Raw genomic sequence first — 23,539 nt, forward strand, 5'->3', positions numbered from 1 at the left:
CCTCGATTCGGGTGATGCGGTGATGGGTCCGGTGTGCTGATGCGTGGGCAAGCCCGCTCCCACAATGGAGCGGGCTGCATGAGCTACACCAGGTGCAGCGCGGTCAACAGCAGGTCGATGGCCTTGATGCCCACGAACGGCACCAGGATTCCGCCCAGGCCATAGATCAGCAGGTTGCGCCGCAACAGGTGCGCGGCACTCGCCGCCTGGACCCGCACGCCACGCAGCGCCAGCGGGATCAGCACGACGATGATCAGGGCGTTGAAGACGATGGCCGACAGGATCGCGCTCTGCGGACTGGCCAACTGCATGATGTTGAGCACCCCGAGCTGTGGATAGATCGCCGCGAACAGCGCCGGCAGGATCGCGAAGTACTTGGCCACGTCGTTGGCGATCGAGAAAGTGGTCAGCGCACCACGGGTCACCAGCAATTCCTTGCCGATCTGCACCACATCCAGCAGCTTGGTCGGATCGCTGTCGAGGTCGACCATGTTCGCCGCTTCCCGCGCCGCCTGGGTACCATCGTTCATCGCCATGCCGACGTCGGCCTGGGCCAGCGCCGGGGCATCGTTGGCACCGTCGCCGCACATCGCGACCAGGCGCCCATCGTTCTGCTCAAGGCGGATCCGCGCCAGTTTCTTCTCCGGCGTGGCCTCGGCCAGCACGTCGTCGACGCCGGCCTCGGCAGCGATCGCCGCCGCCGTCAGCGGGTTGTCGCCGGTGACCATGACGGTGCGGATACCCAGCTTGCGCAGTTCGGCAAAACGCTCGCGGATGCCTGGCTTGACCACGTCCTTGAGGTGAATGGCCCCCAGCAGCTTGCCTTCGGCGCAGACCAGCAGGGGCGTGCCACCACTCTGGGCGATCCGGTCGATCTCCCGGGACAGCGCCGGCTGCAGGTCGGCGCGCTTCTGGCCGAGGAACGCCAGCAGCGAATCCACCGCGCCCTTGCGATACACCCGGCCCTGATGGTCGACACCCGACAGCCGGGTCTCGGCACTGAACGGTACCGCGGTCAGCTCGGCAGCCGCCGGCTCCGTCTGTGGATAAAGGTCACGCAGGTATTCGACGATGGACTTGCCTTCGGCGGTCTCGTCGGCCAGCGATGCCAGCAGGGCCCCCTCGGCCAGTTCACGAACCGGCACGCCGGGCGCCGGGTGGATCGCCGAGCAGCGGCGGTTACCGAAGGTGATGGTGCCGGTCTTGTCCAGCAGCAGCACGTGCACATCGCCGGCGGCCTCCACCGCACGGCCGGATTTGGCGATCACGTTCAGGCGAACCAGGCGATCCATCCCGGCGATACCGATAGCCGACAGCAGGCCGCCGATGGTGGTCGGGATCAGCGTCACCAGCAGCGCCACCAGGAACACCAGCGGCAGGCTGCCACCGGCGAAGTGGGCGAACGGCTGCAGGGTCACCACTACCAGCAGGAAGATCAGGGTCAGGCCGATCAGCAGGATGTCCAGCGCGACTTCGTTGGGCGTCTTCTGCCGCTTGGCGCCTTCCACCAGGGCGATCATGCGGTCCAGGGTCGACTCGCCGGGGTTGCTGGTGATGCGCACCAGCAACCAGTCGGAGACCAGCCGAGTGTTGCCGGTCACCGCCGAACGGTCGCCGCCGGACTCGCGGATCACCGGCGCCGACTCACCGGTGATCGCCGCCTCGTTGACCGCGGCGATACCTTCGATCACCTCGCCGTCGCCGGGAATCATTTCGCCGGCTTCGACCCGGACCACATCGCCCTTGCGCAGGCTGCTGGCGGGCACCACCTGGAAGCTGTTGTCGGCCTTGCGCCGCCGGGCGCTCAAGCCCTCGCTGCCGGCCTTGAGGCTGTCGGCGCGGGCCTTGCCACGGCCTTCGGCCAGGGCCTCGGCGAAGTTGGCGAAGAGCACGGTGAACCACAGCCAGATGGCGATCTGCACCGCGACGAAGGTCGGTACGGCGCTGTTGGGGACCAGGCAGAGGACGGTGGTCAGCACCGCCGTCAGCTCCACCACCAGCATCACCGGCGCCCGCTGCAACTGGCGCGGATCGAGCTTGACGAAGGCTTGCACCAGCGCCGGCCGCCACAGGTCGGCGACGGTGGTCCTGGGCTGTTCGACGACAGCCGGTTTTGTTGCGGGAAGCGGCATGTTCATCATCAGGTCCTCAATTCTTCAATCCGGTCACAGCCAGGCTCAGGTGATCCGCGATCGGTCCCAGGGCCAGGGTCGGCAGGAACGTCAGGCCACCGACCAGCAGGATGGTCACGGTCAGCAGGGTGACGAACAGCGGGCCGTGGGTCGGGAAACTGTTCTGGCCGACCGGTACGGTTTTCTTCATCGCCAGGCTGCCGGCCAGGGCCAGTACTGGCAGGATGTAGCCGAAGCGGCCGAGCAGCATGCTCAGGCCCAGCATCAGGTTGTGGAACGCGGTGTTGCCGCTGAAACCACCGAACGCCGAACCGTTGTTGGCACTGGCCGAGGTGTAGGCGTACAGCAGCTGGCTGAAACCGTGGGCGCCGGGGTTGCTGACCGCTCCGGCCGGGCCGGGCAGACTGGCGGCGATCGCCCCCAGCACCAGGGTGCCGACCGGCATCACCAGCAGAGTCACCACCAGCAGTTGCACCTCCCGAGCCTGGAGTTTCTTGCCCAGGTATTCCGGGGTCCGGCCGATCATCAGGCCGGCGAGGAACACTGCGATCAGCACGTTCAGCAACATGCCGTAGAGCCCCGCGCCGACGCCGCCGAAGATCACTTCGCCGACCATCATGTTGACCAGCGCGACCATGCCGCTCAGCGGGTTGAGGCTGTCATGCATGGCGTTGACCGAACCGTTGGAGGCGGCGGTGGTGGTCACGGCCCAGAGCACGCTGCCGGTGGTGCCGAAGCGGGTCTCCTTGCCTTCCAGCGGCGCGGTCTGTTCCACCACCGGATTGTTCAGCGTCGGGTTCGGCTGGTACTCGGCATACAGCGAGACCGCACCGCCGATCAGCAGCAGGGCCAGCATGCAGCCCAGGATCGCGCGGCTCTGGCGCAGGTCCTTGACGTAGTGCCCGAAGGTGAACACCAGCGCTGCCGGAATCAGGATGATCGCCGCCAGTTCGAACAGGTCGCTCCAGGCCGTCGGGTTCTCGAACGGGTGCGCCGAGTTGACGCCGAAGAAGCCACCGCCGTTGGTGCCCAACTGCTTGATGGCGATCTGGCTGGCGGCCGGGCCGAGCGGAATCACCTGGTCGGCGCCCTGCAGGGTCACGGCATTGACGTAGTGGGCGAAGGTCTGCGGCACGCCCTGCCAGACCAGGAACAGCGCCAGCAGCAGGCACAGCGGCAACAGGCCGTAGAGGGTGGCGCGGGTCATGTCGACCCAGAAGTTGCCCAGGGTCGACGCCGAGCGCCGGGCGATGCCGCGGCACAGCGCGACCAGCACGGCCAGGCCGGTGGCGGCGCTGACGAAGTTCTGCACGGTCAGGCCGACCATCTGGCTCAGGTAGCTGAGGGAGGCCTCGCCGCTGTAGTTCTGCCAGTTGGTGTTGGTCATGAAACTGACCGCGGTGTTGAACGCCAGCGTCCACTCCTGGCCCGGCAGATTCTGCGGGTTGAGCGGCAGGTACTGCTGCAGTTGCAGGATGGCGAACAGCAGCACGAAACCGGCGAAGTTGAAGGCCAGTACCGCCAGGGTGTATTTCTGCCAGCTCTGCTCGGTCTTTTCATCCACCCCGGACAGCCGATAGCAGACCCGCTCCACCGGCCCCAGAAGCGGAGTCAGCCAGGTGCGCCGGCCTTCCATGACGTTGTAGTAGAACCGCCCCAGTGCGGGCGCCGGCAGCAGTACCAGCGCCAGGAATGCCAGGATCAGCCAATAGTCGTAACCATGCATAACCGCCGCTCCTAGTTCCGATCCGCGCGCAACAGCGCAACCAGTAGATAGATGAACAGCGCCACCGCCAGCAGCAGTGACACTCCGTCCAGAATGCCCATGGGATTTCTCCGTGATACGGCGATCGCCGCGTGTGGAGGCATTGTCGGAAGGAAGCCCGTAAAGGAACGAGAGCGACGCCCGGGTCGATACGTAAAGAAGGCGTAAAGAGTCAATTTACACAGGCGTTACGCCCTAGAATCCCCAGGCCGCTGACCTGGCGCCGATGCCGGCAGGGGGTTTGGGTGCCCACCGATTTGTGTCGAACTCGTTACATAACCGACAACCAGTCAACATGCGGCGCCTGTAGCTTCCTGCCGCAGCTACACTTGAAATGGATACCCCGCCTGCGGGCCGGGCACTCCCGACGTGCAACAACCTCGCGCAGCGCTTGGCGTTTCGCGGCTTTACCGGCAGATAATCACACGCATGCAGAACACTCCCGCCTCTCTGGCCGATGTCAACAAACCGCTATCGCCGGGCGATGACAAGCGCTGGAATGTCCGCGCGCTGATCGTCGACGACGATATTCCGATCCGTGAACTGCTGATCGACTATCTCGCCCGCTTCAGTATCCAGGCGGTCGGCGTGACCGACGGCGCGGCGATGCGCCAGGCCATGCAACTGGAAACCTTCGATGTGGTGGTCCTGGACCTGATGCTGCCTGGCGAGGACGGCCTGTCGCTGTGCCGCTGGCTACGCTCCGAATCGGACATCCCGATCCTGATGCTGACCGCCCGCTGCGAACCCACCGACCGCATCATCGGCCTGGAACTGGGCGCCGACGACTACATGGCCAAGCCGTTCGAGCCGCGGGAACTGGTGGCGCGCATCCAGACCATCCTGCGCCGCGTGCGCGACGACCGTACCGAACAGCGGGCCAATATCCGTTTCGACAACTGGCGCCTGAACAGCGTGCTGCGCCAGCTGATCGCCGACGATGGCCTGGTGGTGCCGCTGTCCAATGCCGAGTTCCGCCTGCTGTGGGTGTTCATCGAACGTCCGCGGCGGGTGCTGAGTCGCGAGCAGTTGCTCGACGCCGCCCGGGGTCGCTCGATCGAAGCCTTCGACCGCAGTATCGACCTGCTGGTCTCGCGGCTGCGGCAGAAGCTCGGCGACGATCCGAAATCGCCCCAACTGATCAAGACCGTACGCGGTGAAGGCTACCTGTTCGACGCGCGAGACATCGGTTGATGCGCCCCCGCTTCAACACGCTGTTCGGCCGCCTGTTCGGCGTGTTGCTGCTGGCCATCGTCCTGGCCCACCTGCTGGCCTTTCTCTGGTTCCATCATTACGGTGGCGGCCCGCCACCGCCGCCGCCCCCAATGGACATGGCGCAGAACTTCGATCCGCGCCTCGGGCCGCCGCCATCGCATTTTCGTCACCCGCCGCGCCCGTGGTTTGGCGGCCCGCTGGTGCCTTTGACTTTTCAACTCGTGGCCCTGGTGATTGCCGCCTGGTACGGTGCCAAGCTGCTTTCACGGCCGATCCAGCGTCTGAGCGAGGCGGCCGAGCGCCTGAGCGAAGACCTCAACAGCCCGCCACTGGATGAAACCGGCCCGCAGGAAGCCCGGCAGGCCGCCGCCACCTTCAACCTGATGCAACAGCGTATCCGTGAGCAGGTGCAGCAGCGTGGCCGCATGCTCGGTGCGGTGTCCCACGACCTGCGCACGCCACTGTCACGCCTCAAGCTGCGCCTGGAGCAGATCGATGACGTGAAGCTGCAGGCGCAGATGCGCCAGGACCTGAACGACATGATCGGCATGCTCGACGCCACCCTCAGCTACCTGCACGAACAACGCACCAGCGAAGCCATGCAGTGGATGGACGTGCAGGCCCTGGTCGAGTCCCTGTGCGAGAACGCCCAGGACCAGGGCGCCCAGGTCCGAGCCAGCGGTCATTGCGCGCCACTGCTGGTGCAGCCGATGGCCTTGCGCTCCTGCCTGAACAACCTGATGGACAATGCCCTGCGCTACGCCGGCGACGCCCTGATCACCCTGGAGGACAGCCGGCGGCAGTTGATCATCCGGGTCATCGATCACGGCCCCGGCATCGCCGCCGACAAGCGCGAAGCGGTGTTCGAACCGTTCTATCGTCTGGAAGGTTCGCGCAACCGCAACTCCGGTGGCGTCGGCCTGGGCATGACCATCGCCCGGGAAGCCGCGCAACGCCTGGGCGGTGACTTGATCCTCGAGGAAACCGCCGGTGGCGGCCTGACCGCCGTGGTCACCCTGCCCCGCGCCTGATCGCTCTGTGTACCCACCGGTACAAAGCCCACATACCCTCGATACCTGTCCTTGGGAGCCTGCATGAGCCGGTGCACCGCCACCGGCCTTGCCAACACTTAGGGAGTGAGCACCATGATCGGTAGCGTCAGCAGTCTACTGAGCTACGTCGGCTACAACAGCACGACGACGGCCACGCAACGCCAGCAACAATTCCAGAAGCAACTGCTCGCCAAGCTCGATACCAACGGCGACGGTTCCATCAGCCAGGACGAACTGAACAGCGCCCTGTCGAAGGATGGCGACAACAAGCTGCTCACTGACCTGAGCCAGAATTTCACCTCACTCGACAGCGACGGCAGCGGCGGTATCAGCGTTGACGAACTGGCCGCACTCAAGCGCCCGGAACATGGCGATCGCGCACCTGACACCAGGCTGGCCGATGCCCTGCTCAAAGCCCTCGACACCAATGGCGACGGTACCGTCAGCAACGACGAACTGAATACCGGCCTGACCAATACCGGCATCAACGCCGACAGTTCTTCGCTGCTCTCCTCCCTGGACAAGGATTCGAGCGGCAGCCTCAGCGTCGACGAACTGGCCGCAGCCTTCGCCCCGCCTCCGCCGCCGGCGCAACTGTCGAGCAGCCAGCTGTTCAGCCAGTTGGACACCGATGGCGATGGCAGCATCAGCCAGGCTGAACTGGCCAGCGCGCTGCAGGGCACCACCGACAGCTGTGCGACCAACACCGCCAGCAGCGCCGTCACAACGGCCAGTACCAGCAACACGGCCAGCGCCATGCTGCTCCAGGCCCTGGCCGACGCCAGCGGCACCCGCACCACCACCCAGACGGCCCAGGACAATATCACCGAGGCCCTCAGCCGGTTGCTGGTCAACCTCAACACCCAGTATCAGAACCGTAATACCGTGACGGCGACCAGCAGCACTGCGGCAGCGGCCTGATCCTGCGGTAATGGGAGATGCGGGGGTGCCTGAAAGTGCCGCGCCTATCTCACCGCCGCCTTCGCGGGCAAGCCTCGCTCCTACAGAGTTTCAGTCGTGCACAGAACAGGTGTGCGACACAAGCTCTGCAGGAGCGAGGCTTGCCCGCGAATAGGCCCGTGAGGCTCGGGCAACCCCGGAAGCCCCCAGCCATGAATGTCAGGTCTTCTCTTCGCGCCGCCCCTGGCTCGCACTCCAGTCCAGCAACAGGCTGTAGGCCACCGCCAGCAGGGTCGGTCCGATGAACAGGCCGATGAAACCGAAGCTGATCAACCCGCCGAAGACGCCCAGCAACACCACCACCAACGGCAGGTTGCCGCCACGGCTGATCAGGTACGGCTTGAGCACGTTGTCCACGCCACTGACGATGAACGTGCCCCAGATGCCCAGGAACACCGCCATGCCGTACTCGCCCTTCCATACCAGCCAGCCCGTGGCCGGAATCCATATCAGTGGCGGCCCCATGGGAATCAGGCTGAGCAGGAAGGTGGCCAGCCCCAGCACCAGCGCGCCGGGCACTCCGGCGATCAGGAAACCGATCAGCGCCAGCACGGCCTGGGCGGCCGCCGTGCCGATCACCCCGTTGACCACCCGCTGCACGGTGCCGGCCACCAGTTCCTGGTAGTAGCCGGCCCGCTCGCCGATCAGCCGTTCCAGCAGGCTGAGCACGAACGCCGCCAGCCGCGGGCCATCCCGATAGAAAAAGAACACGAAGAGGATGCTCAGGGTCAGTTCGAGAATCCCGCCACCGATCTGCGCGCTGCGCGCCAGCAGCCAGTTGCCGACCTGCCCCAGGTAGGGCTTGACCGCCACCATCAGGGCCGCTCCTTGCTGGTCGACGGTGTTCCAGAAGCCCACCAGGCGCTCGCCGACGATCGGCACTCCCGCCAGCCAGGCCGGCGCCTCGGGCAGACCATCGACCTGCACGTCCTTGACGAAGCTCACCGCATCACGCACATGGTCCGCCAGGTTGAGCCCCAGCCACACCAGCGGCGCGGCCACCAGCACCGTCCAACCGAGGGTCAGCAGGCCGGCGGCCAATGACTCACGCCCACCCAGCAGGCGCGTCAGCAACAGCATCAGCGGCCAACTGGCAAAGGCCAGCACCGCGCCCCAGAACAGCGCCGACCAGAACGGCGCCATCACCCACAGGCTGGCCCCAAACAGCACCAGGAGCAGTATCTGCACCAACAGCCGATCATTATTGAGCATGGGGATTCCACAAAGAGGTCAGAAAGGAAAGCTTAGGCGAACCCACAAGCGTGCGTTCGCCCCTGCCGCGACTATCGCAACAGCTCCAGGTGCAGGCCGGCGGTCCTGCTGTCGCCCAGTTCCAGCCGCGACGCCCTGACGCCAGCGGCCACCAGCGCCTGGCGCCAGGCTTCGGCGGAGCTGCCCGAGAGGCTGATGCGGGAGGTGGTGTCGAGGTTAAGGCCCCGTGATATCAGGGTGATCCAGATGGCCTGCGGCTCAGCGGGCAACTTCGGCAGGTCGAGCTTGCCGGTGTCGCGCAACTCGCGCGCCAGGGTCGCCGAGGTCGGCAGCAACTCGCCCAGCGGCGCGTTCGCGGCAAACTGCTCGACATGCAGGTAGGCCCGCCGATTGCCGCGGGTGATGCTGTACAGGACCATCAGCGAATCATCCTGGGGCGCCGCCAGGCGCAACAGCAGATAGGCTTGCTGATCATCGGCCCCGGACAGCAGCGGATTGCCGAAGACCTCGTTGGCCCACAGGCTGTTCTCGCCGCAATCGCGGGCCTGGCACCAGAACAGCAACTGCGCGCCCTCCTTCTGCAAGGCCTCGCGCGCCGCGGTAAAGGCCTCGTTGGCCGAGTGTTCCGGCGGCAGCTCGTAGGTCACCGAGGTCATCTGCCCGCGGGCATTGACCTGGCCCTCGCTGCGCAACCGGTTGCTGATCTTGCGGATCGAGCCCTGTGGATAAATGCGCTCCAGCTCCGTCGGGGCCCGGTAGTCGACGATCTGCGCGTCGGCCAGGCGCGGCACCAGCGGCAGGTCATGACTGCCGGGTACGTCGGCGGCCAGCAGCACGCCACTGAAACAGGCCAGGCCGAGCGCCCCGGCCAGGGTTGTGGATAACTTCATCGGATCGGCAGCGCCTGAACATGGGGCACGGATGCCGGGACGGGACGACACGAAGTCGCGGCGTTAGCGAGGTCTGGCATGGTTGTCTCCCTTTCAACCCGCCAAGCCTCGACAGTTGCCGGGCGCAAGTCAAGGCATGGCGAAGAAGCGATTGAAACAGTCTGCAACAAGGGCCGCCCCGGCCTCGTCGTTCAGGTGCAGGTGATGACCGCCGGGCAGCACCTGTTGCTTGAAGGGTAGCTGCTCCAGCAGGCTGCGGTGCTGGGCCAGCATGCCGTCCGCGGCCACCACCAGTTGCGCCGGGCACACCACCCGGCGCACGAAGGCCATGGCCTGCTCCTCGGTCAGGCGCAGGGGCGAGGGCAGGGTCAGACGGTTGTCGCTGCGCCAGGTGTAGCCTCCCGGAACCGGCATCAGGCCACGCTGGGCCAGCAGCTCGGCAGCCTCGCGACTGACCGCCACCAGCCCCTTCATCCGTGCCTCGACGGCCTGGTCCAGGCTCGGGTGCACCGACTTGCGCTTGTCCTGCAGCCGCAACTGCGCCTGCAGGGCCATGCCCAGGCGCTCGGCCGCGCTTTCGCCATTGGCGGTCGGCGGGATCACACCGTCGATCAGCGCCAGGTGCGAAACCCGCTCCGGCAAGGCGCCGGCCAGCACCACCGAGACAATCGCGCCGAGGGAATGCCCGAGCAGGGCGAAACGCTGCCAACCCAGTTGCTCGGCCACCTGCAACACGTCATGCACATAGTCCCAGAGCGCATAACCGGCACCGATCGGGCGATGCCCGGAGTGCCCGTGACCGGCCATGTCGAGAGCGACGATGCGCAGCCCCTTCAGCTTCGGCGCCAGGCGGGCGAAGCTGTTGGCGTTGTCCAGCCAGCCGTGCAGGGCGATCACCGGCAGCCCGTCTTCAGGGCCGAACAGATGGGCCGCCAACTCGATATGCGGCAGGCTCAGGCGCACTTCCTCGACCGCCGTGCTCATGGCTGCCGACCTTCGCCGGCACGCCGCTGCCAGCGGGCGAAGATGTCCTTGAGCAGTTGCGCGGTGTCTTGCGGGCGTTCCAGCGGAAACATGTGGCCTCCCGGCATGCTCAGGGATTCGCCCTGGGGCAGGCGCCCCACGGTGCGGGTGTGATGGCGCATCACCACGCGACTCGAACGGCCGCGGACCACCGCCAACGGCACCTGCAGATGCCGGGCCAGGCCCGGGCTGGTGTGGGGCACGCCGCGATAGATGCGGATTTCGGTGTCCGGATCGAAGCTCAACCGCAGGCGACCGTTCTCGGCACGCAGGCCATGTTGCAGGTAGGCGTCGAAACAGTCCGGGTCGAACCCGCGAAACAGGGTCTTGCCGGCGAAGTACTGGCGAGCCGTTTCCAGGTCGCTGAACTCCTCGCGCCGGCCCAGGGTGCGCCCGGCCGGGGTCAGCCGGTCGATGAAGCCGAAACGCTTGGCCGCGCGGATCACCCACTGGTCGGTGCGGGTCAGCACCGGCGAGTCGAGCATCACCAGCCCCTTGTACAGTTGCGGCCGCCGCAGCGCCGCATGCAGGTGCAGCACGCCACCGAGGGAGTGACCGACGCCCCAGACCGGGCCGGGCTGCCGTTCGAGGTGGTGGATCAGTTCGTCGACCAGGTTGCGCCAGTTGTCGTCCACCGGGAAACGCGGGTCGTGGGCATGCTGTTGCAGATGGGCAACCTCATACTCCGGCGCCAGGGCGGCGAACAGCTTGCCGTAGGTGCCCGAGGGAAAACCGTTGGCGTGGGCGAAGAACACGTGCTGCGACATACCGGAACCATTTCATGAAAAACAGGCGTTCATTGTCGACAGGACGCCCGCCGCCAGCAATGACCGTAACTGCCAGGAATGATGACAGTCCGGTCAAGCCTATGGCGCCGCTCAGCGGCTCGGCGGGGTCTGGCCCAAAGGCACCACGGCCATGGTCAGGCGCGAGACGCAGTTGGTCTTGCCGTCGTCGCTGCTCAGGCGAATGTCCCAGACGTGGGTACTGCGGCCGATGTGGATCGCTTTCGCCACCGCCGTCACGCGCCCGCTGCGCACGCCACGCAGGTGGTTGGCGTTGATTTCCAGGCCCACGCAGTAGTACTGGCTGGTATCGACGCACAGGTAGCTGGCCATCGAACCGACGGTCTCGGCCAACACCACCGAGGCACCGCCATGCAGCAGGCCGAATGGCTGGTGAGTGCGGTGGTCGACCACCATGCTGGCGGTCAGCGACTGGTCGTCGAAGGACTCGAAGCGAATGTCCAGCACTTCGCTGATGGTGTTCTTCGCCGAGGCGTTGAGTTGGTCGATATCTGGAACGGTGCGCCACAAGGCCATCTTGCAATCCCTCTGTTCTTGTTTGTCATTCCTGCCACAGTACCGGTTGCCCGTGCTCGCTCCAGACCTGGAAACGCGGGCCGTAGCGTTGCTCGATCACCGGCCGCCGGATCTTCAGCGTGGGCGTGAGAAAACCGTTTTCAACCGCCCAACTATCTTTCACCACCACCAGCGCGCGCAAGCGCTGATGCTTGTCGAGGGTCTGGTTGACCTCCTCCAGCAGGGCCGCGAGCCCCGCCTGCAGGTTCGCCCGCGACGCCTGGGCGGCGCTGGCCGAGAGCACGCAGAGCCCCAGCGGCGCCGGCAGGCCATCGCCGACCACGCAGACCTGCTCGAGCCAGGCATTGGCCGCCAGGCGGCTCTCGATCGGCGCCGGCGCGACATATTTGCCCTTGCTGGTCTTGAAGATCTCCTTGAGCCGTCCGGTCAGGCGCAGGTTGCCACCGGCATCCTGCTCGCCCTTGTCGCCAGTACGCAGAAAACCGTCGGCGGTGAGGGCCTCGGCGGTTTTCTGCGGTTCCTTGTAGTAGCCGAGCATGGTCGCCCCGCTGCGTACCAGCACCTCGCCCTGCTCGTCGATACGCACCTCGACGCCCGGGCACGCCTCGCCGATCCATCCCGGCAGATGCCGGCCCACCCGGCAGATATGCGAGTAACCGCTGTTCTCGGTCATGCCATAGACTTCGAGCACCTCAAGCCCCAGGCGCCGATACCAGTGCAACAGCTCACGGGGTACCGGTGCCGCACCGGACAGCGCAATGCGCAGGGCATCGAGCCCCAGCCCGGCCAGCACCTTGTGCCCGATCCGCCGCCCGAGCAGCGGCAGGCGCAACAGGAAATCCAGGCGCGCCGGGGCGACCTTTTCGTAGACGCCCATCTGGAACTTGCTCCAGATCCGCGGCACGCCAAACATCGCCGTAGGCCGCGCACGTCGCAGGTCGACCAGGAAGGTTTCCAGGCTTTCGGCGAAAAATATCGTCTGCCCGGTGAAGATCGACGCCAGCTCGACGAACATCCGCTCGGCCACATGGCACAGTGGCAGGTAGGACAGCACCCGGTCGCCCTCCCCCAGGCCGAACAGGCCGACGGCGTTGTTGGCAGCAAATGACAGCGTCGCGAAGCTGTGCATCACGCCCTTGGGCTGACCGGTGGTACCGGAGGTGTAGATCACCGTCGCCAGTCGCTGCGCGGCGGGTCGCGGATCGTCCTGGATCGGCGGGCAGGCCTGCAGGTCGCTCCAGCGGAAGTCGAACGCCCCCGGCGGACACAGCGGCAGGCTGATGGTCGGCAGGCCGGGCCTGACCCCGGCCGACATGCCTGGCCAGTCGTCGAGTTTGCCGATGAACGCCAGCGCGACCTCGGCGTGTTCGAGCACCTGGGCGACGGAGTCCGCGGTCAGGTTGGGATACAGCGGTACCGAGACATGCCCGGCCATCCAGATCGCCAGGTCGGCAATGATCCAGTGGGCACAGTTCTTCGAAATGATCGCCACATGACTGCCGGCTGGCAGTTCCCGGGACCGCAGCCAGTGGGCCGCACAGCGGGCCTGGTGGCCGACCTCGGACCAGCTCAGCGTCTGGACCTCGCCACCGCCGACCGGCTGGACCAGGTATGGCTGCCGGGGATGGCGAGCTTCGCGCTCGTAGAAGACTTCCAGCGGCAAACGAAAAGCGGCAGACATGAGACTCCCTCCCTTTTGTTTTTATTCCGGAGAAAACCAACCAAGCACTTGCTTGGCAGACTATTTCACGGGCGAGTCGCCGCTGCAACCCCAGCCCTTCATGCCAGGGGCCGGACGATGCGAAACGGGGGTGGAATCTGATAGCCGGGTGGCTCGGGCTCGGGTCGAATTCCCGGTTTCCCAGCCCTTTACGAGGCGTTCATGTCGACGATAGGCAATCTCTTGCGAAGCTTCATTCCCTTGCGCGGCCGCCGCACGCCAGCAGGCCAGCCCCCGCCCGCGACCGGGACGGAGCGCTACAGGCAGCCCTGGCCCGGACCATCCCCGGCGTCGGAGCCGTCAAGGATCGAAAGGGACATGACCCTGTTGGGGCTCAAGGATTCGCTGGACTCGGCGCGGGCCTTTCTCGGCGCCAGCCCGACCCTGCGAGCCTACCCCCTTGGCGGCTTGCTCGAGCTGATGGTGGTCAGCAGCCTGCGCTTTCCCAACATCCTGAGCAGTTGGGACGGTGTCCCGCTGGAGGGTGGCGGCCGGGTGTCGCTGCACGTGCAGAAGAAGCTGTTCGACCTGCGGGTGTCGACCACGCTGTCTCCGCCGCTGACCAAGGCCCTGAAGAACTGCGCCCTGAACATCGCGGCCAACCTCGACGGCAGCGCCACGGGACGGCTGCTCGACGATATCGACATTCGCCAGCCGTTCAAGGAATGGAACAAGCATGCGATCTGCCAGGTATTGCGCACCCTGCAGGTGACCAACGTCAACATGACCGGTGCCGACCTGAGTGGCGGCGACCTGGCCGGCGTGCGCTTCTTCGGCCAGTACCACGAGGCGAACTTCATGGCGGCCAACCTCAAGGGCGCCATGCTGTCGAGCGGGTTCAAGGGCAACAACTTCGAACATTGCGACCTGCGCCACGCCATGCTCTCGGGCTATTTCGAGCAGTGCAGCTTCAAGGGCGCGAAGGTCAACGCGGTGACCCTGAGACAGACCCGCAGCGAGCTGAACGGGGCCGTGCTGACCCCGTGAAGGCGTTCAGACGTGACGAACGCCGTTGAGCGTCATGGCCCCGGCCAGCGGCCAGTCCCCTTCCAGTTCCGCCAGGCTGGCGGTATTCATCGGTTGCGGGCTGCGCAGGTGGCCGGCCTCGAGCAGGCTGATCAGGCTGCCGACCAGGGGCTGGTGACTGACCAGCAACAGGTTGTCCGCCGTATCGAGCTGCTCCAGCACGCGGGCCGGATGAGTGTCGGGGGTCAGCCAGGGCACGGTGATGATCGGCGGCTCGAAACCCAGCACGTCGCGCACCAGTTGCGCGGTCTGCTGGGCGCGCACATAGGGGCTGGCGTAGATCGCCGCCAGCGGCTGGCCGATCAGGTGCGCGGCACTGCGCAACACCTCCTGGCGCCCGTGGACAGTCAGGTTGCGCTCGGCGTCACTGCTCACCTGGGGCTCGGCCTGCCCATGGCGCAGCACCCAGAGCTTCACAGCCTGGGTTCCTCGTCACGCACCGGATGCGCTGCGGGCGGCACGCTGTGCGGGGCCTCGCCTTCCGGCGCGCGTGGGGCCGGCCAATCGGCGAACGGCCAGGGTTTCTGGTCGCTGTGAAAGGTGCCGAAACGGCCGATCTGGGCGAGGAACTGGCTGAGGCTGTCGCCGAAGTTCATCAGGTTGCCACTCGGCGCGCCGTAGAACAGCCGATAGGCCAGCTGGATCAGCACCACCGCGCCGAGGAGGAACTGCGCGACCTGCCAGACCAGCAGGAACACCAGCATCCACAGCATCCGCAGCACGATGGATTCATATTTGGCTTCGTTCATGTCTTGCTCCTGTTGCGTGGACTCAGTTGAAACCGCTGGTGGAAATGAAATCGACGTCGGTCTTCGGCTCGCCGCGCATCAGCAGGGCGATCACCTGCTCAAGCGTGCGGCCCTCGAACAGGATGGCATGCAGGCCGGCCACCAGCGGCATGTAGACGTTCAGTTCCTGGGCCTTGGCCTTGAGCACCTTGAGGGTGTTGACCCCTTCGGCCACCTCGCCCAGGCGGTTGACCGCCTCCTCCAGGCTCAGGCCCTGGCCGAGGGCGAAACCGACCTGGTAGTTGCGACTTTTGGGCGAGGAACAGGTCACGATCAGGTCGCCGACGCCGGCCAGGCCGAGGAAGGTCATCGGGTTGGCCCCCTGACTCACGGCGAACCGGGTCATCTCCGCCAGGGCCCGGGTGATCAGCATGCTCTTGGTGTTCTCGCCCATGCCCAGCGCCACCGCCATGCCGGCGATGATCGCGTAGACGTTCTTCAGCGCACCGCCCAGCTCGACACCAAAGCGGTCGGCACTGGCGTAGACACGGAAGGTGCTGCCGTGCAGGGCCGCCTGGACCCGGCTGCAGAGTGCTTCGTCCTCGCTGGCGACCACGGTGGCGGTCAGGGCATGCTCGGCCACTTCACGGGCCAGGTTCGGCCCGGACAACACACCGATCCGCGCCTGCGGGGCAATATCCGCAAGAATTTCGCTCATCAGCTTGAAGGTCTGCGGCTCGATGCCCTTGGTCAGGCTGACCAGCAGCTTGTCGCGCAGACGCTCGGCATGCTCGGCCAGCACGCTGCGCAGGGCACTGGATGGCAACGCGACGAAGAACAGCTCGCAACCGTCGAGCGTCGCGGCCAGGTCGGTCACCGGTTCGACCGCCGGGTGGATCCTGATGCCCTTGAGGTAGCGCGGATTCTCGCGATTGACACGAATGGCCTCGGCCTGTTCCGGGTCGCGCATCCATTGGCGCACCCGGTGACCGTTCTCGGCCAGCAGATTGGCCACGGCGGTTCCGAAGCTCCCTCCCCCCAGGACCGCGATAGGGTGCTGTTCAGTCATATGCAATCCGTTTTTACCAATGGCGATGGCCGCATTATACGGAGCCACCGGGCGGCAGCCAGTCCCAAACGCATTCGGCACGCGACGCTCTGACGCGAGGATTTTTCCGCTTTCGCAGACGGAATGCAGGCTCTGTGCCATGGCAAACCCGTCCAGCTCGGTTAACATGGGCGGCTATTACCTGCGATCAAGGTTGATCCGTGTCTTCAGGCCCACCCTTTCACCGTTCCTCCGTCCTTCTGGCGCTGCTGTTCAGCACTCCCGTGCTGGCCGACGATCTGTTCCTGGAAAACCAGCCGCTGCCCGAGGTTTTGACCGCCACGCGGCTGAAACAATCCCCTGCGTCGGTCCCCGGCAGCATGACGGTGATCGACAACGAACTGATCAAGGCCAGCGGTGCCCGCGATATCGCCGAACTGCTGCGCCTGGTGCCGGGCATGATGGTCGGCTACACCAACGGCAACCAGGCGGCGATCAACTACCACGGCACCGATGCCAGCAATGCCCGGCGCATGCAGGTCCTGATCGACGGCCGCTCGGTGTATCGCGCAGGCCTGGCGACCGTGGACTGGAGCGACATTCCGGTGGCCATGGAGGATATCGAGCGCATCGAGGTCTTCAGGGGGCCGAACACCGTCAGCTATGGCGCCAATGCGCTGATGGCGGTGGTCAACATCCTGACCAAGTCGCCCGGCAGTACCCACGGTTCGCGGCTCAAGGTCACCCGTGGCGGGCGCGGCATCAATGACTGGTATGCCAGCCAGGGCGTGGGCTGGGACACCGGTGACCTGCGCCTGTCGATGTCCGGCCAGCAGGACGACGGTTTCGACAGCGATCGCATCGGTGCCGACTACCGCGACAGCCGACGCCTGAACCGCTTCAACCTGTCGGTCAGCCAAATGCTCAACGACAGCCAGAGCATCGACTGGCAGTTGAATGCGAAGGAAGGCACCAACCAGCGGCCCTACACCTACAAGGCGGTGTTTCCCGATATCCAGGAGGCCGGCAACAACTCCGACGTGGTGGCCAAGGACTACGCCGGTTCCCTGCGCTGGAACCTCGACCTCAGCCCGCAGCACAGCCTGTACGTACAGGGTTCGGCCCAGCACTGGGACCGCCAGCAGATCTGGCGCGCCTGTGATGCCAAGGTGTCGTTCAGCCCGCAATTGACCCAGTTGTGGCAGCTCAACCCCAACTACGCGGAAAACCTGGCGCGCCACATGACCAGCTACTCGGTCGGCAGCCCACCGCCCGGCAGCGCCAGTGAACAGGCCCTGGCCAACCAGGTACTGGACCAGTGGTTCAACCAGGGCGCCAATCAGTCGGTCTGCGGCGATATCGACCAGAGCACCCGCGAGACCCGCTACGACCTCGAATTGCAGGACACCCTGAGCCTGTCGGACAGCCTGCGCCTGGTCAGCGGCATGAACTATCGTTATGACCGGGCAGATTCCGAAACCTATTTCAACGGCACCCTCGACGACAACACCTGGCGCCTGTTCGGCCAGCTCGAGTGGCGGGCCAGCGAACACTGGCTGCTCCAGGGCGGCGCCATGTACGAATACACACAACTGACTGGCGACTCGCTGACCCCGCGCTTTGCCGTCAACTACCTGATCAACCCGCGCCATGGCCTGCGCGCGGTGTATTCGGAAGCCATCCGCTCGCCGGACATGTTCGAGAACAACGTCAACTGGAGCTACCGGGTGACCAACCTGGACTCACCGACCTACGGCCAGAACAGCGGCCAGTATTTCGTCAGGACCCGCGGCCCGGGCAACCTCGACAAGGAGCTGATGCGCTCGCGGGAGCTGGGCTACAACGGTTTCTTCGCGGATATCGGGCTGAACCTCGACGTGAAGCTGTTCTACGACGAAATCACCTCGATGGTCAGTACGCCCCTGCGCAACAACCAGTTCATCGCCAGCAATGCCAACAACGCACGCTTCACCGGCAGCGAAACCCAACTCGACTGGCGCCTGGGCAGCGCCGACCGGCTGCGCCTGACCTACGCCTATGTCGATGTGCAGGCCAGCAACCCTGCCGATGCCCAGTTCACCGCACGCAACAGCGGCTCGGCCGGCTGGATGCGCGACTGGGGCAAGGGCTGGTCAAGCTCGCTGTTCTACTATGGCGACGATGCGATCAACCGGTATCGTTTCGAGCGGGTCGACCTGCGTGTCGCCAAGCGCATTCCCTTGCACAGGGCCAGCCTGGAACTGGCCGGGGTGATGCAGCAGCGTCTGGACAACCAGCCCCTCACCTGGCCCGACAACAACTATGACCAGCGCCAGGTTCTCTACTTCAGCGCCGAGCTGGAATTCTGAGCATGAGCGAGTCAAGGATGACACGGGGCTGCACGAGTTGGCTGCCAAAGCTGGCCGCGTGCCTGCTGGCCCTACTGGTTTGCCACCCACTGCCCCAGGCGCGGGCTGCCGATGTGCTGCTCACCGGCGTCGAGGACAGCCCCGGCGTACAGGGGTTCGCCAGCGCCCTGGCGCAGCAGCGCCCCGAGGACCAGGTGCGCTTCGTGCCTTTCGGCCAACTGCCGCCCCCGAGCAAGCTGCCAGCCGGCACGCGGCTGATCCTGCTCGACCCGCCCAGCCTCGACTGGCGCCTGGCCGACCACCAGGGCCCACCGACCCTGGTGCTGCGCATCAGCCGCCTGCAAGCGCGCCAGCGCCTGGGCGAGCAACAGCCGAGCCAGCTCAGCCTGCTCTGGAGCGACCCGCCGCCCTGGCGGCAGTTGCACCTGATCCGCGCCGTGCTGCCACAGGCGCGCCGGGTCGGCGTGCTGTACGACGCGGACAGCGAGTTCCTGCTCGGCGAACTGCGCCAGGCTGCCCGGCCGCTGGACCTGGAGATCGTCGCCGAGCGCTGGGACAACACCGCCGACAGCCGCCCGCTGCAGAACCTGTTGCGCAACAGCGATGTGCTGCTGGGGATCGACGATCCGACACTGTACAACCCCAAGACCGCGAAAAACCTGCTGCTCAGCAGCTATGCTCGGCAACTGGCGCTGATCGGGCCGAACGCCGGCTTCGTCAGGGCCGGCAGCCTGGCCAGCAGCTACAGCGACCAGAACGACTGGCTGGCGATCCTCGACAGCCTGCTCGACAAGCCGCCCTCCAGTTGGCCGCGTGCACTCTATCCACCACGGTTCAAGGTACTGAGCAATCCACAGGTTGCCCGCTCGCTGAGCCTCGAGGTGATCGACGAAGCGTCCGTCGCCACCCGGCTGGCCGAAGGAGAACCCCACCCATGAATCTTCGCCGGCACTGGGGCATCAACGCCCGTACCCAGATGATCAGCCTCGGCCCGGCGCTGTTGCTGACCCTGCTGCTGATCAGTTTCTTTACCTTCGTACGGATTCAGGACCTGCGCCAGGAACTCAACCACACAGGTCAGCTGATCGCCAACCAGCTGGCCCCGGCGACCGAGTACGGCGTCATATCCGGTAACAATGACGTCCTCGAAACCCTGATGAAGGCCAGCCTGACCACCCCGCACGTGCGTTTCCTCGAAGTGCAGGACCGCAGCAACAACATCCTGGTGTATGTCGAGCAACCGGCCGAAAGCCATAGCCGCTCCCAGCAGGTCGAGATTTTCCAGGCACCGGTGCGCCTGCAGCGGATCAAGCTCGACAGCGATTTCCTGCAGGGTACCTACGCCAATCCGACCGTGACCGGCGAGGACTATCTCGGCCGCGTGATCGTCGGCATGTCCAACGGCGCCTTCAACCAGCGCCAGCAGGAAATCCTGCTCAAGGCGGGGATCCTCGCGCTGTTCGCCCTGCTCTTCACCTTCCTGCTGGCCCGCCGCCTGGCGGCCAATCTGTCGCAACCGATCAGCGCCATGGGCCATGCGGTCAAGGCCATCCAGCAGGGCGACTACAAGACCCCGCTGCCAGTGCCGGATGACACCGAACTGGGTGATCTGGCACGCCATATCAACAACCTCGCCAGCGGCCTCGAACAGGCCAGCCGCGAACAGCACCAGGCCATTGCCCAGTTGATCCAGACCCGCGAGGAAGCGGAACGGGCGAACAACGCCAAGTCCGACTTCCTGGCGATGATGAGCCATGAACTGCGCACACCGATGAACGGCGTGCTGGGCATGCTGCAACTGCTCGAAACCACGGACATGAGCGAGGAACAGGCCGAATATGCGGCGCTGGCTTCGGAATCCACCGAGCACCTGCTCAAGGTCATCAACGACATTCTCGACTTCTCGCGGATCGAGCGTTCGGCACTGGAGCTGGAACACATCCCGTTCGGCCTCGGCGAACTGATCAGCAGTTGCGTCCAGGCCTTCCAGCACAGCGCCGTGCAACGCGGCCTGCAGTTGAACCTGCAGTTCCCGCCGGGCCTGGAGCGGCTGCAGGTCAAGGGCGACCCGACACGGATCCGGCAGATCCTGGTCAACCTGGTGGGCAATGCGCTGAAATTCACCGAGCACGGCAGCGTCAGCATCGAACCGGCCTGGCAGAGCCTGGATGACGAGGTGATCTGGTTCAGTTGCACGGTACGCGACAGCGGCATCGGCATTTCCGCCGAACGCCTGGAACTGATGTTCGACGCCTTCCAGCAGGCCGACAGTTCGATTTCCCGGCGCTATGGCGGCACCGGCCTGGGCCTGCCGATCGCCCGGACCCTGGCCGAACGCATGGGTGGCACCCTGCACGCGCGCAGCGAAGAGGGCCAGGGCTCGGTGTTCACCCTGGAAATCCCGCTGGCCCTGCACCGCGTGGCCGAACCGGAAAACCTGCCACAGTTGCTGGCCGGGCACGGCGAAGGACGCAAGGTGATGCTGGTCGAGGACAACCCGGTGAACCAGACCGTGATCGAAGCCATGCTGCGCAGCCTGGGCTTCGAGGTCAGCCTGGCCCATGACGGTGTCGAGGCGGTCGAGAAGGTCAGGAACGGCAGTTTCGCCGCCATTCTGATGGACTGCCGGCTACCGCTCGTCGACGGCTACGAGGCCACCCGGCAGATCCGCCAACTCCACGACGCCGCCCGATTGCCGATCATCGCCCTGACCGCGAATGCCCTGCAGGGCGACCGCGAACAGTGCCTGCAGGCGGGGATGAACGATTATCTGGCCAAGCCCTTCAAACGCACCGATCTGCAGCAGATTCTGCAGCGCTGGGTGCCCTGAATACGACGTGCGACTGGCGTGAAAGCCGAAAGTGCGGCAGTCTTAGGCACCCGAACGAGCCGTGAGAGCGGCTTGATTTAAAATTTCAGTGCACAAGTGTACATTCATGTCCCCTGTGCTGTGACTTTCACTACAACGCAATAGTCTATGAGTAGGCTGTCGATTCGAGGCATGAGGGCTTCGATCGGCCGGGAAGCTACACCCCACCCTGCCGCATGGAACTATTGAGGAGCTCGCATGACCAAACAAAACGCCTTTACCCGGGAAGAACTGCTGCGCTGCAGTCGCGGTGAGCTGTTCGGCCCAGGTAACGCGCAACTGCCCGCCCCGAACATGCTGATGGTGGATCGCATCACCCATATCGGCGAAGAGGGTGGCAAGTACGGCAAGGGTGAATTGGTCGCCGAGCTGGATATCACTCCGGACCTGTGGTTCTTCGCCTGCCACTTCGAAGGCGATCCGGTGATGCCGGGCTGCCTGGGCCTCGACGCCATGTGGCAACTGGTCGGTTTCTTCCTCGGCTGGCAGGGCCTGCCAGGCCGTGGCCGCGCCCTGGGTTCGGGCGAAGTGAAATTCTTCGGCCAGGTACTGCCGACCGCCAAGAAGATCACCTACAACATTCATATCAAGCGCGTCCTCAAAGGCAAGCTGAACATGGCCATCGCCGACGGTTCGGTCAGTGTCGACGGACGCGAAATCTACACTGCCGAAGGCCTACGGGTCGGCGTGTTCACCTCCACTGACAATTTCTAAGGGTTATCCGCATGCGCCGCGTCGTTATCACTGGTCTGGGCATCGTTTCTTGCCTGGGCAATGACAAAGAGACCGTCTCCGCTAACCTGCGTGCAAGCCGCCCTGGCATCCGCTACAACCCGGAATATGCCGAAATGGGTCTGCGTAGCCAGGTTTCCGGCTCCATCGACCTCAACCTCGAAGAACTGATCGACCGCAAGATCTATCGCTTCGTCGGCCATGCGGCGGCCTACGCCTACCTGGCCATGAAGGACGCGATCGCCGACTCCGGCCTGAGCGAAGAGCAGGTCTCCAACCCGCGTACCGGCCTGATCGCCGGTTCCGGCGGCGCGTCGACCCTGAACCAGATGGAAGCGCTGGATACCCTGCGTGAAAAAGGCGTCAAGCGTGTCGGTCCGTACCGCGTGACCCGCACCATGGGCAGCACCGTTTCCGCGTGCCTGGCCACGCCCTTCAAGATCAAGGGCCTGAACTACTCGATCTCCTCCGCCTGCGCCACCAGTGCCCACTGCATCGGTACCGCCATGGAGCAGATCCAGATGGGCAAGCAGGACATCGTCTTCGCCGGTGGCGGTGAAGAAGAGCACTGGAGCCAGTCGTTCCTGTTCGACGCCATGGGCGCCCTGTCCACCCAGTACAACGACACGCCGGAGAAAGCTTCCCGTGCCTACGATGCCAAGCGTGACGGTTTCGTCATCGCCGGCGGTGGCGGCATGGTGGTGGTCGAGGAACTGGAACACGCTCTGGCCCGCGGCGCGAAGATCTACGCCGAAATCGTCGGCTACGGCGCGACCTCCGACGGCTACGACATGGTTGCACCAAGCGGCGAAGGCGCTGTGCGCTGCATGCAGATGGCGATGTCCACCGTTGACGGCCCGATCGACTACCTGAACACCCACGGCACCTCGACTCCGGTCGGCGACGTCGCGGAAATGAAGGGCGTGCGTGAAGTCTTCGGCGACAAGGCACCGCTGATCAGCTCGACCAAGAGCCTGTCCGGCCACTCCCTGGGCGCTGCCGGCGTACACGAGGCGATCTACTGCCTGCTGATGATGGAAGGCAACTTCATTGCCGGTTCCGCCAACATCGAAGAGCTGGATCCGGAAGTCGCCGACCTGCCGGTACTGACCAAGACTCGCGAAGACGTCAAGCTGAACAACGTGATGAGCAACAGCTTCGGCTTCGGCGGCACCAACGCCACCCTGGTCCTGAAGCGCTGGCAGGGCAAGTAAGCCCGGCCTGATCGCGATCTGAAAAACGCCCCGACTGGTTCGGGGCGTTTTTTTTGCCAGTTGCAGCCTCCTCACGGATGCCCGGCACAACCCCTGTGGTCCATGTCTTCAGCCCCTGATCACGCCATGCAGCCCGCCTGACGTTCAACCCTGGTGGCAATCAGCAGTTTTGCCTTGGACGAAACAGTGATATCAACCCCCCTGAGAAGCCCGATGCCTGTGCCAGGATGGTTCCGGCCACGAAATAAGCTGAACACCGTCACAACGCCGTGCTCTATTAAGG

The 23,539-nt window shown here is 65.2% G+C and carries 21 protein-coding genes; 9 read left to right on the forward strand and 12 right to left on the reverse strand.

The features are described from left to right. Positions 1 to 83: 83 nt before the first annotated feature. From kdpB to kdpF, 3 genes are read right to left on the reverse strand one after another with little or no spacing between them, the layout of a single operon-like run. On the reverse strand, positions 84 to 2,138 hold the full coding sequence (kdpB, locus tag ACMGT0_RS24120) for a potassium-transporting ATPase subunit KdpB (protein WP_054058203.1): 2,055 nt from the start codon (positions 2,136 to 2,138) through the stop codon (positions 84 to 86). Positions 2,139 to 2,148: 10 nt separating this feature from the next. Next, positions 2,149 to 3,858, reverse strand: a complete 1,710-nt coding sequence (kdpA, locus tag ACMGT0_RS24125) for a potassium-transporting ATPase subunit KdpA (protein WP_054058189.1) — start codon at positions 3,856 to 3,858, stop codon at positions 2,149 to 2,151. Between the two features lie 11 nt (positions 3,859 to 3,869). Beyond that, a complete protein-coding gene (gene kdpF, locus ACMGT0_RS24130; protein WP_081005946.1) occupies positions 3,870 to 3,959 on the reverse strand; it encodes a K(+)-transporting ATPase subunit F in 90 nt (29 codons plus the stop codon). Positions 3,960 to 4,326: 367 nt separating this feature from the next. Here kdpF and ACMGT0_RS24135 point away from each other — a divergent pair, with 367 nt between their 5' ends. The 3 genes from ACMGT0_RS24135 (at position 4,327) to xopAW (ending at position 7,085) form a co-directional block, all read left to right on the forward strand. Beyond that, positions 4,327 to 5,091 (forward strand): response regulator, encoded by a 765-nt coding sequence (locus tag ACMGT0_RS24135; RefSeq protein ID WP_054058188.1) that lies wholly within the window; start codon positions 4,327 to 4,329, stop codon positions 5,089 to 5,091. Further along, on the forward strand, positions 5,091 to 6,143 hold the full coding sequence (locus ACMGT0_RS24140; protein WP_054058187.1) for a sensor histidine kinase: 1,053 nt from the start codon (positions 5,091 to 5,093) through the stop codon (positions 6,141 to 6,143). Before ACMGT0_RS24135 ends, ACMGT0_RS24140 begins: the two co-directional genes overlap by 1 nt. 114 nt (positions 6,144 to 6,257) lie before the next feature. Continuing rightward, positions 6,258 to 7,085, forward strand: a complete 828-nt coding sequence (gene xopAW, locus ACMGT0_RS24145) for a XopAW family type III secretion system calcium-binding effector (protein ID WP_273825122.1) — start codon at positions 6,258 to 6,260, stop codon at positions 7,083 to 7,085. A gap of 198 nt (positions 7,086 to 7,283) precedes the next feature. On the opposite strand, the gene ACMGT0_RS24150 is transcribed toward xopAW, so the two are convergent. The 6 genes from ACMGT0_RS24150 to ACMGT0_RS24175 form a co-directional block, all read right to left on the reverse strand. Then, a complete protein-coding gene (locus ACMGT0_RS24150) occupies positions 7,284 to 8,336 on the reverse strand; it encodes an AI-2E family transporter (protein WP_054058185.1) in 1,053 nt (350 codons plus the stop codon). 71 nt (positions 8,337 to 8,407) lie between these two features. Further along, positions 8,408 to 9,226 carry a DUF4892 domain-containing protein gene (locus ACMGT0_RS24155; protein WP_054063062.1) on the reverse strand — a complete coding sequence of 273 codons (819 nt, stop codon included), beginning with the start codon at positions 9,224 to 9,226 and terminating at the stop codon, positions 8,408 to 8,410. A 129-nt stretch (positions 9,227 to 9,355) separates the two neighbouring features. Next, positions 9,356 to 10,210, reverse strand: a complete 855-nt coding sequence (locus tag ACMGT0_RS24160) for an alpha/beta hydrolase (RefSeq protein WP_416770132.1) — start codon at positions 10,208 to 10,210, stop codon at positions 9,356 to 9,358. After that, positions 10,207 to 11,016: an alpha/beta fold hydrolase gene (locus tag ACMGT0_RS24165; RefSeq protein WP_054058182.1), complete on the reverse strand. Its 810-nt coding sequence runs from the start codon at positions 11,014 to 11,016 to the stop codon at positions 10,207 to 10,209. Before ACMGT0_RS24165 ends, ACMGT0_RS24160 begins: the two co-directional genes overlap by 4 nt. Positions 11,017 to 11,127: 111 nt before the next feature. Next, a complete protein-coding gene (locus ACMGT0_RS24170) occupies positions 11,128 to 11,571 on the reverse strand; it encodes a hotdog fold thioesterase (protein WP_054058181.1) in 444 nt (147 codons plus the stop codon). Between the two features lie 25 nt (positions 11,572 to 11,596). Then, positions 11,597 to 13,252, reverse strand: a complete 1,656-nt coding sequence (locus tag ACMGT0_RS24175) for an AMP-binding protein (protein WP_416770135.1) — start codon at positions 13,250 to 13,252, stop codon at positions 11,597 to 11,599. Between the two features lie 357 nt (positions 13,253 to 13,609). Between ACMGT0_RS24175 and ACMGT0_RS24180 the strand changes: the two genes are divergently transcribed. Next, positions 13,610 to 14,278, forward strand: coding sequence for a pentapeptide repeat-containing protein (locus tag ACMGT0_RS24180; protein WP_416770137.1), 669 nt, complete (start codon positions 13,610 to 13,612; stop codon positions 14,276 to 14,278). Between the two features lie 6 nt (positions 14,279 to 14,284). Here ACMGT0_RS24180 and sixA read toward each other — a convergent pair whose 3' ends face one another. The 3 genes from sixA to ACMGT0_RS24195 are packed head-to-tail and all read right to left on the reverse strand — an operon-like array spanning position 14,285 to position 16,114. Then, positions 14,285 to 14,734 carry a phosphohistidine phosphatase SixA gene (gene sixA, locus ACMGT0_RS24185; RefSeq protein ID WP_054058178.1) on the reverse strand — a complete coding sequence of 150 codons (450 nt, stop codon included), beginning with the start codon at positions 14,732 to 14,734 and terminating at the stop codon, positions 14,285 to 14,287. Further along, the gene (locus tag ACMGT0_RS24190; protein WP_416770139.1) at positions 14,731 to 15,066 is read right to left on the reverse strand and encodes a DUF4389 domain-containing protein; all 336 of its coding nucleotides are present in this window, start codon (positions 15,064 to 15,066) and stop codon (positions 14,731 to 14,733) included. The genes sixA and ACMGT0_RS24190 overlap by 4 nt, the downstream gene beginning before the upstream one ends. 22 nt (positions 15,067 to 15,088) lie before the next feature. Continuing rightward, the gene (locus tag ACMGT0_RS24195; RefSeq protein WP_416770141.1) at positions 15,089 to 16,114 is read right to left on the reverse strand and encodes an NAD(P)H-dependent glycerol-3-phosphate dehydrogenase; all 1,026 of its coding nucleotides are present in this window, start codon (positions 16,112 to 16,114) and stop codon (positions 15,089 to 15,091) included. Between the two features lie 200 nt (positions 16,115 to 16,314). On the opposite strand from ACMGT0_RS24195, the gene ACMGT0_RS24200 reads away from it, so the two are divergent. From ACMGT0_RS24200 to fabB, 5 genes are all read left to right on the forward strand, one after another. Then, a complete protein-coding gene (locus ACMGT0_RS24200; protein WP_192842696.1) occupies positions 16,315 to 18,441 on the forward strand; it encodes a TonB-dependent receptor plug domain-containing protein in 2,127 nt (708 codons plus the stop codon). Between the two features lie 17 nt (positions 18,442 to 18,458). Further along, positions 18,459 to 19,379, forward strand: coding sequence for an ABC transporter substrate-binding protein (locus ACMGT0_RS24205; protein ID WP_273825205.1), 921 nt, complete (start codon positions 18,459 to 18,461; stop codon positions 19,377 to 19,379). Further along, positions 19,376 to 21,271, forward strand: coding sequence for an ATP-binding protein (locus ACMGT0_RS24210; RefSeq protein WP_054057158.1), 1,896 nt, complete (start codon positions 19,376 to 19,378; stop codon positions 21,269 to 21,271). The genes ACMGT0_RS24205 and ACMGT0_RS24210 overlap by 4 nt, the downstream gene beginning before the upstream one ends. Before the next feature lie 237 nt (positions 21,272 to 21,508). Further along, positions 21,509 to 22,024 (forward strand): 3-hydroxyacyl-[acyl-carrier-protein] dehydratase FabA, encoded by a 516-nt coding sequence (gene fabA / locus ACMGT0_RS24215; protein ID WP_017902714.1) that lies wholly within the window; start codon positions 21,509 to 21,511, stop codon positions 22,022 to 22,024. 11 nt (positions 22,025 to 22,035) lie between these two features. After that, a complete protein-coding gene (gene fabB, locus ACMGT0_RS24220) occupies positions 22,036 to 23,256 on the forward strand; it encodes a beta-ketoacyl-ACP synthase I (RefSeq protein WP_054057159.1) in 1,221 nt (406 codons plus the stop codon). The last annotated feature ends 283 nt before the right edge of the window (positions 23,257 to 23,539 follow it).

The organism is Pseudomonas sp. RHF3.3-3 (genome assembly GCF_048069595.1).
Taxonomy (GTDB): Bacteria; Pseudomonadota; Gammaproteobacteria; order Pseudomonadales; family Pseudomonadaceae; genus Aquipseudomonas; species Aquipseudomonas fuscovaginae_B.